An 8,160-nucleotide genomic window follows, 5' to 3' on the forward strand; every position below is an offset into this window, starting at 1 on the left:
AATGACAAAACCCGCTCGATGGCGGGTTTTGGGTTTGCCCAATGGGCGGATTAGTTGGTGTCGGCTCGATAGGAGAACGAGACCGGGACGGTATACGCAGAATCACCGGTGATGCCGGGCCCTTGGTCGACTGGCGACATAGTCACCACAGTGACCGCTCCTTTCGTGTCCCGAGAGTACAGAGGGAACAGGCTCGTCAGTTCATCGACGATCGGATTAGTCTTCGTTTTCCCGGTACCGGCTGGCGCAATAACGCTTACCTGAAACAAGCCGGTAAACAGCCGATGATCGCCGCCGAGTGTGTTGCTCGCGGTATCGCCCGGGATCGTGAACGCCCGCAGATAGGTTTCATCCGCTAACGGCGTATAGGCAATGTTCTCGAAGACGATCTTCAACTTCTGCGGCTTGGCATTATTCCAAGTGATGAGCTTTGCCTCGTAGATAGAGGCGATGATCGCGTGACTCATACCTGATTGTTCCTGATGGCCTCCTGCACGATCTGCTGGAAGCGGGCCACGGTTACCCGAACCATTCCGCCGGGGGCCTGAGTGGAATGGCCGAACTCCAGAGGAATCGCATAGGGCAAGTTGTTGATGATGTAAGCCATCTGGCCGGCAGTGAAATCGCTCATCGCGGCGACCAGCGCGGCGGTAGTTTCGGCGCCGCTCGGGTCAACCTCGTCGAAGGTGACGCTTTCGACCACACCGAGGGAAATATGCCAGTTCGCGCGGAACCGGCCGCCGACGTAGCCTTCTGGCGCCTTGATGTCCATGCCGTCGTTGAACTTGCGGCCCTTCTTCAGTCTGCCGCCCTTCGTGAGGTTGGCCGGGTCACTGCGCAAAGCGCTGTTGTGGTCGTCGACGGCCTTGTTGTACTCGGTCGCAATCGCGTTCTGCGCCCAGATCTCCGGGTTACCGACGGGAGACATGCGGATCAGGCTGCTGCCGACCTCGATGATGATCTCGCGCACACTGGCGTCGATGGCTTCGCTGGTCTGGGCCGCAAACTCGGCGAAACTCAGCGCGAAGCTGCCGGATTGACCGGCGCCCGCCCGGCTCACGACCTCACCTGCAATTCATAGAGAATCGGCGTGCCGGCCGGGTTGATTTCTTTCAAGGGAGGGACGATTGACCAGGTACGACCTTGAACAACGACCTTGTTCAGTAACTCAGGCGCCCACTCCAGCCCCTGCGCGGCGATCTTGAGCTTCTTGTCGCCCTGCTTGATGAGGCTGTTGTTCTGGAATTCCTGACCGGTGAAGTCGAGCAAGATGCCTTGGGCGGTCTGTTCAATGGTGGCGCCCGGCGTGTCGCCACCGACCTCAGGGTCGTACTCACCCGGTTCGGTCTTGCTGATGGTTACGGGCTGGCTGAACTGCGTTATCAACCGCAGAGCGGTAGCAGCCGTGCGGTCGTAGAACGTGCTCATTGTCAGGCCCTCACGGCAAACAGGCCTCGCTTGGCCAGATAGTCAGCAAACTGTGTTCGGCTTGGGCGATCTGGTGCGGCCGGCAATAGCCTTCCGCTTTTGTTGCTGATCGGGGCGTATTCAACATCAACCGCGCCTTCGACTCGCTCGCGAATTACCGCCCCTTGACGTTGGTCGATCGGGTCAACGTCGTCGGTGTGGATCTCAGCAGCCAGCGCCATCTGGCCGTACTGAATTCGCGCCGGCAGGTAGTTGTCAGGTTTGATCTCGTAGTCCAACTCAACACCTCGGCGCGGCCAAGACAAGGCCTGCTCGCTGTTGGTCTTCCGCCCTTTCCACGCCATACCGTCCATTGCCAGCGCAGCCCGGCGCAGCAATGCTTCCTGTGCTGGCACCTCCGCCGGGATGACCACGCCGAACTTCACGGCGTACATGGCCAAGTCCTCAGCGGATGCGTAGCTTTCGGCGTCAGGCTTACTGGTACCGTCCTCGATGATGAGAGTCATGAATCAGCTCGCTGTGTTTTTTTGAATCGGGCACCAGTGATTGCGCACCCGGATTATCACGCGCTCGGAAGCTCAGAGACCGCCTTTTCCAGCGACTCAACCGAAGCATTCGCTCGATACGGCACATTGGCAGCGTCGAGCTTCGCTTTGAGACCAGCGATCTTCTCGACATTGTCGACCGGTTCCGCTGCTGCCTTGAGGCGTTCGACTTCGGCGCGTAAGGATTCAACCTCGCCCGCCAAGTTGTCACGCTCCCCCGTCAGCGCTTCAAAGCCTTCATGAATGGATTTCAGTGCACCGAACAAGCGAATTGGCAGTTCGCCGGCGCCCGGGTGTTCCAGTTCAGTCAGGCCTTCGGCGGCGTCGATCAGCAACACGATGCCGTCACGCTCCGCATTCAACTTGTCGATCAGCTCCTGCAGCGCAGCGTGATCACCACTATCGACGATCAGCACCACCGGTGCCGGTTCAACCTGTCGCACCGTCACCTCCGGCACATCATCGGCCTCACCCTCGCGACTTTCGGTGATGTTCGCGTCGATGATGCGCAGCCCGTATTCCTTCGCCAGCGCCTTCACGTCTTCCCGGTACTGGTGAAACGGCCCGGGTAGATACCAGATTTTGTTGCTCATGATTGCATCTCCGCCAAGCCGGGCACACGTCCCGGCTTGGACATTACAGGGTTACTTGGAGGCGTCACCGATCAGGGCCACACCGGCGGTGTGCTTGATGCTGGTAGCGGTCTTGTCCCAGTTGGTTCCGGTTGCCAACTCAGCGTCGGTTGGCGACTTGCCGCCGGTGGTGGTGTCCCAGGTGTAGCCCTTCAGGCCCAGGCCGAAGGTGTAGTCGGTTTGCAGCGTGGTTTCGATACGCTCCTTGCCGTTGGTGGTCTGGACGTTGCTGATAATGTCGCGGCCGTCGTGGACCAGCGCAGCGCCTTGCACCAGGGACAGGATGATTTCCTTGTTCGGGGTGCCGGCCTGCATCAGCGCCGGGGCATCCGTCACAACGGAGATCTTGCCGAGGATGTCCACCACGCGAACGTTGCCCGCCTGGAACAGCTGCTGCTGGTTCGCCAGGTTCTGGCCGACCAACTTGTGGTAGCTGGTGCCTTGCATAACCTGGGTGACCAGGTTCTGACTGGCGTCGCCGAACTTCGCGTGGGCGTTGTTCAGGCCGGCGTAGGTGATGCCTGCGGTCGCCGATACATCGTTGACCGCGGAGGCTTGGGCCGTGATTGCTGCCACCAGCGCCGCGATCGCAGTGTTCAACTGATCCTTCAGCAGGATTTCAGCGAACGCACGGCTCGCGACTTCGATACCTTGCGCGGTTGGGCGCTCCAGCCAGGTCATCTGCGATGGCTCGTAGCGGATCGGGCCGAAGCCGCCGGCGACTTTAACCGAAGTGTTCTTCAGCTCGGTCAGGTCGGTGGCAGCAACGGCGGCGTTGGCGCTGTAGCGGTCTACGCGGCGCTGGGCAGCAGCAAGAGTCTGGAAAAACGACTCTTGGAGGAAGTCGCCAGTGAAGCCGTCCGGGGAAAGCACAATAGCGCCCCGGCTCGCAGCGTTGAACGCGGCGAGATATTGATCCAGCGTCTCGAGAGTCGCCGGCATGATGTATTCGTTGAAAACCTGCATTTGCGACAGGGACATGAGTTATTTCCTTACGATTGAGGGAGATCTGGGAACCGGCTTGCGATTGCAGCCGTGCGTTCCTCTTTGGTACCGCCGATTTTTCCTTTCGGGGCCCCGCCCCCACCACCTGCACCGCCGGCCCCGCCGCCCGATGCCTTGCTACCCGCGATCAACGGCGCGAACGCCGCGTCATTCGCGATTTCTGCTTTCAACTCGTCCAGCGTTGCCGCCGAGAGTTTGCCCTGTGCGTCGAGGACGACCACAACAGGCTTCCCGTCGCGCTGCTCGACGCTCAGACGGCGTTCGATGTGCGGCAACAGGGCTTTTGCGCTGCCTTGAACAGCCAAGGCAGATGCGATATCAGTAGCGGTACGGCCAACAGTCAGATCCCGGATCTGCCCGCTCAGCGTTCCACGCTCCTGTTCCAACATGCCGTTCAGCTCAGCTTCGCGGCGGGTAAATTTTTCAGTCCAGGAACGCTCGAGCTCTTCGACGTTGCCGGACTTGCGAGCGGCTTCTTCACGCTCAAGGCGCGCTGCATCTTCAGCTTCGCGCGCCTTCTTCTCGGCGGCTTTCTTCTCGCCGAGCAGCTCATCAACCTTGGCCTTCAGGCCGGATACATCTTCTTGCTGCGGCAGACCTTCAATGCCGAGTACGAACTTGCCGTCCTTCTCGGTGTAAAGAGCGCGCACGGCTTCATCTACCCCTTCCAGGGTATCCAGTTGGAATTTCAGCATTGGTTGTCTCCCAGAGACGTAGGTGCAGGCCCTGCCTGCGGGCATAAAAAAACCCGCCGGAGCGGGTTTTCTAACAAGTCTTTAAGTAGGCGTTACTACAGGCCGAGATCGCTCTCAAGGCGCCAAATATTCACTTCGTCCTCTCCAAACGGATAGTACGGCTCCGCCATTTCGATACTTTTCAGCTCCTGACCTTTGGTATACATCCAGGTGTTCTGAATAAACGCCATCAACATTGCGTCATATATGTTTTCTCTAAGCCGGCCTTCGCGCACCGGTCTTTCGGTCAAAGCCTTAAGCTCATCGTGTTTAGCCTTGCATAGAGCCGAATCATTCGGATTGGCCATGACGCACTTGAAGATCGCAGACAAGATTTCCCTTTCGAAAATGGTCAAATGTTTAACCACGTTAGACGCTCCGTTCTGATGAGCCTGGGAATCTACAGCTTGGCTTTTTCAAACGCTAGAGGCTCTAAAGCTTTCATCTGTACGAGAGTCAGTGGTGAAAAATTGCGATCAAGCTGCAGTTCAGCGAACCGCTCAATGCTCAGCCCACCGTCTCGAAACAACTTCGCCCGAACCGGACCGATAGCCTTGTCCTGAAACGCTGCCGGCTGCTGCTTGAGCCAGTCGTAGTAGCTGAGGTCTGCCCTTACCTGCTGCGCGCCAGAGTCGCCGACGGATGCACGCGTGGCGCCCTCGGCAAACAGCGCGCTGAAGCGAGTAACCGCCACCACCGTCGACCGGCAGTTGATGTGGATCGGCGGCCTCGGCCCTTCGGTGAGTTTGAACCGACGTTTGTCGAGCGTCCGGCACTGGCTGGTTGTCTTCGAATCCAGCGTACTTACCCACTCCACGGACTGCACGACATCGGCGTTCGCCTTAAGCGTCTCCATGCGCGCCTGAGTAGCGACGTGCTGCACCGCAGTCCGAACGATCGAACCGGCATTGCGGTTGGTCGTTGCCAAGATGCCGTCGTTGTACTGCAGCGCCTTGGTGCCGCGAATTTTCTTGATGATCTGGAAGTTGGTCTGGCCTTCGAAGAAGCCCTGCCGGATCGCGCCTGTGAGGCGTTGTCGCTCGGTGGCGGTGAAGCCATCAATGAACGACTTGAGTAGCTTCCCGCCGTCGGCGCCACGCACGCTAAGCGGATTGGTGAGGATTGCCGCCCGGATCGCAGCAGCGCCAGGCACCGCCGCGTCGAAGGTGACACCCATCGGTGCCGCACGGGTCAGGCTGGTCGCCTCGAACTCAGCTTCGTAGTTGGCGATATCCACCAGATCTAGGTTCAGCTTTTCACTGTACCGATCGAAGATGCCCAGCAGCAGGCTGTCGACCTCGCTCAGCAGCCGCTCCAAACGGGCGACCGTGTAATCCGTCAGATCCGCCCGGGTCAGCCGCTCACGAATCGAGCGGTCGATCTCCTTGAGGAATGGCGCGAACTTCGCCACCTCCCCCGACTTCAGTTGCTCAAGGAAGACGGCGTGCCGAATCGTGGCATCAAGGATCGCTTGGTTTGCCGCCATTTAGGTTTGCCTCGTCGTCGTCATCCAGATCCAGCCCGGTGCTTTGTGCTTCGAGTTCACCCCGAATTTCATCGTCCGTTTTCTCCGGATTGATCACACCTCGATCGCGCAGGTACTGCCAGAAGTCGCCTTCAGGCAACTTGCCGCCCTGCACTGCGTTGAACAGCGCAGCCAGGATCGTCGCGTCCAGAGTGATTTGGCTGAAGTCCTGGTTGAGCTTGTAGACCACCTCACCGGAAACATTCACAAATTCAGCCATCCATGCCAAGCACTGGCTGTAGGCCTCACTGACGTTGCTGACCACCAGCGACAGAACGCTGTGTTCTGCGGCGCTGTCGTTGTCAGCCTGGGTTGCGGTCTTCACCGCACTTCCGCGCTCAATCAGCCGGGCACCGAGCGAAACCATGTCCTGCTTCTTGGATTCCATCGCCTCCTTGGCCACCGTGTTCGGCTGAGCCTGCCAAACCCCGCAGGTGCCGTTTACTGGAAGCATCCAGGGTGCGCGGGAGCCGAGGAAGATGCCGCTTTCCTCCATGTGATCGCGCCACTGCTCATCAAGACCAGCCATCCACGGCTGAGGCTGGCCCACCAAGTAGGCAGCTTCTTCGTAGTCCGCACTGTTGCGGTAATGACCGATGTTCACCTCAGCCATGTCGTACAGTGGGGCGTCGTCGATGGTGGTGTCGTTGTTCTCGCTGCCAACGAATTGGAACGGGATCACCTGCCACGGGCGGCCAAGACCATTCAATGGTGTGAATGGCGCGACTTTCTGAGTTGTCGCGCTTGAACCCTCTTCCCACACTTCCTGCGTGTACTGACCGGAGACATCAAGGCGCAGTACCCGGTATTGCACAACCTGCTCACTACCGAAACCATCGTCCGTATCTACGTCGACCGTTTCGCGCAGCACGACAAGGCTCAACAGGTGCTGGCCGCCGACTTGGCGGGTCTTCCAGTTGATGATCGACTCAGCTGTGTAGCTGGCGATGTTCGCCCGGGCGCGACCAGATTGCTCGTCAGCCTTACTGACTGTCCCAGCCACAACGGAAACATAGTCCACCAGCAGCCCATGGCGGCCGACTTCGAGCAGATGCCCGATCACCGACTGCGATTGCTGGTAAACGCTCACGCCCTGCCCGTCGATATCCTTGGATACGTAGTCGAGTGCGCCGGGAACAGTCAGCGTAGGCCAGGTACGAAACACTGCGCCGACGAGGCTGTGCTTCGTGCGACCGGTAGCGTTGTAGAACACCGCGCGCTTCTTGTACGCGTCATAACGGTCGCGGTTGTCCTGAGACTTGTCCGACGCGTTCGGCCTTGGCAGATAGCAATCGCCGGCGGCCTTTACCGTTTCCGCCCCCTTGCAGACGTCGCGCACCAAGCGCCAGCGGTACTGTGCCGCCTTGTACTCGGGACGAGTAAAAGTGACGTCCGTCATCGGGCGACTCCCATTTTCATTGAGGTGACCGGTTTAACGATCGGGTACTCGCGGTGAATGAAGTAACCGCCGCCGTCGTTGGCGTGGTCGTTTCCCTGGCTCTTGTCCGGCTCGCCGTTGGGTGCCCAGATTTGCTGTTCTAAGCCGTCGGCGTAGGTCGGACACGTAGACGGGTTGACCAGATAGCGGCGCTCGCCCTGCGCGTTGCAGAACATGGCGTTCATGGCGTTGATTCGGTCCTTCACCGGTGGGTTGGCCGCCGGCGCGATGACCGTGAAGCCTGCCTGCTTGAGCATGGCGATATCGGTGAGGCTCGCATTGACCGACTTACGCGAATCACCGGAGGCGTCCGGGTAGATCCGGATCTCGCAAGTCTTCTTGTAGTCGTTGCCGGTGTGCTCCCAGTACCGCTCCTTGATGCGACGAATCATGTCCGGCGTGTCATAGCCATCCATTAACTCGTCCACAGCGCGCGGTAGGCCTTGATCACGTTTGACGTGGGTGATCGCGGCCATCTTGCCGACGTTGAAGTCCATGCCAATGAACAGCGGCTCACCTAGCTGGACCGTGTCGAAGCACTGGTTCAACTTGCGGTCGTAGGCGTGGTAGATCGATCCGGACGTCAGGTTGACGAACTGGCCATTCAGGTACGCGCGGATCAGTTGCTCGGGGTACGACTCCATCAGTGATGCGATGTAGTCGTCAGGCAGGTTCAGTTCGTTGTCGAAGGTGCTTGCCTGAATCAGGCCATACATTTCCTTCAGCGCCGGCTTGTCGCGTAGCTGCTTCACGAACTGGAGAAAGACGAACTTGAAGCCTTCCGGCGTCGTGGTCACATCCACGCCGTTCTTCAGCCCTGGGATGTTGTAACGCATCCGGGCAATAATCTTGC

Annotated in this window: 11 protein-coding genes; all 11 read right to left on the reverse strand. The window is 59.2% G+C overall.

Annotated elements, in window-relative coordinates:
• Positions 1 to 50: 50 nt before the first annotated feature.
• On the reverse strand, positions 51 to 467 hold the full coding sequence (locus CLU80_RS30025) for a phage tail terminator-like protein (RefSeq protein WP_099759313.1): 417 nt from the start codon (positions 465 to 467) through the stop codon (positions 51 to 53).
• The gene (locus CLU80_RS30030) at positions 464 to 1,060 is read right to left on the reverse strand and encodes a hypothetical protein (RefSeq protein WP_099759314.1); all 597 of its coding nucleotides are present in this window, start codon (positions 1,058 to 1,060) and stop codon (positions 464 to 466) included. The genes CLU80_RS30025 and CLU80_RS30030 overlap by 4 nt, the downstream gene beginning before the upstream one ends.
• Entirely contained in the window at positions 1,057 to 1,428 is a 372-nt protein-coding gene (locus CLU80_RS30035) for a hypothetical protein (RefSeq protein ID WP_099759315.1), read from the reverse strand. The genes CLU80_RS30030 and CLU80_RS30035 overlap by 4 nt, the downstream gene beginning before the upstream one ends.
• Before the next feature lie 2 nt (positions 1,429 to 1,430).
• Positions 1,431 to 1,934, reverse strand: coding sequence for a DnaT-like ssDNA-binding protein (locus CLU80_RS30040; protein ID WP_099759316.1), 504 nt, complete (start codon positions 1,932 to 1,934; stop codon positions 1,431 to 1,433).
• Positions 1,935 to 1,990: 56 nt separating this feature from the next.
• The gene (locus CLU80_RS30045; RefSeq protein ID WP_099759317.1) at positions 1,991 to 2,566 is read right to left on the reverse strand and encodes a hypothetical protein; all 576 of its coding nucleotides are present in this window, start codon (positions 2,564 to 2,566) and stop codon (positions 1,991 to 1,993) included.
• 51 nt (positions 2,567 to 2,617) lie between these two features.
• Positions 2,618 to 3,586, reverse strand: a complete 969-nt coding sequence (locus tag CLU80_RS30050; protein ID WP_099759318.1) for a major capsid protein — start codon at positions 3,584 to 3,586, stop codon at positions 2,618 to 2,620.
• Positions 3,587 to 3,597: 11 nt separating this feature from the next.
• Positions 3,598 to 4,305 (reverse strand): hypothetical protein, encoded by a 708-nt coding sequence (locus CLU80_RS30055; RefSeq protein ID WP_099759319.1) that lies wholly within the window; start codon positions 4,303 to 4,305, stop codon positions 3,598 to 3,600.
• A 95-nt stretch (positions 4,306 to 4,400) separates the two neighbouring features.
• Positions 4,401 to 4,712, reverse strand: coding sequence for a hypothetical protein (locus CLU80_RS30060; RefSeq protein WP_099759320.1), 312 nt, complete (start codon positions 4,710 to 4,712; stop codon positions 4,401 to 4,403).
• Between the two features lie 32 nt (positions 4,713 to 4,744).
• Positions 4,745 to 5,830 carry a minor capsid protein gene (locus CLU80_RS30065; protein WP_099759321.1) on the reverse strand — a complete coding sequence of 362 codons (1,086 nt, stop codon included), beginning with the start codon at positions 5,828 to 5,830 and terminating at the stop codon, positions 4,745 to 4,747.
• On the reverse strand, positions 5,805 to 7,268 hold the full coding sequence (locus CLU80_RS30070) for a DUF4055 domain-containing protein (RefSeq protein WP_099759322.1): 1,464 nt from the start codon (positions 7,266 to 7,268) through the stop codon (positions 5,805 to 5,807). The genes CLU80_RS30065 and CLU80_RS30070 overlap by 26 nt, the downstream gene beginning before the upstream one ends.
• A partial coding sequence (locus tag CLU80_RS30075; protein ID WP_099759440.1) for a phage terminase large subunit family protein occupies positions 7,265 to 8,160 on the reverse strand: 896 nt, incomplete at its 5' end. The genes CLU80_RS30070 and CLU80_RS30075, both read right to left, overlap by 4 nt.

It is taken from the genome of Pseudomonas sp. 29 (assembly GCF_002754355.1).
Taxonomy (GTDB): Bacteria; Pseudomonadota; Gammaproteobacteria; order Pseudomonadales; family Pseudomonadaceae; genus Aquipseudomonas; species Aquipseudomonas neuropathica.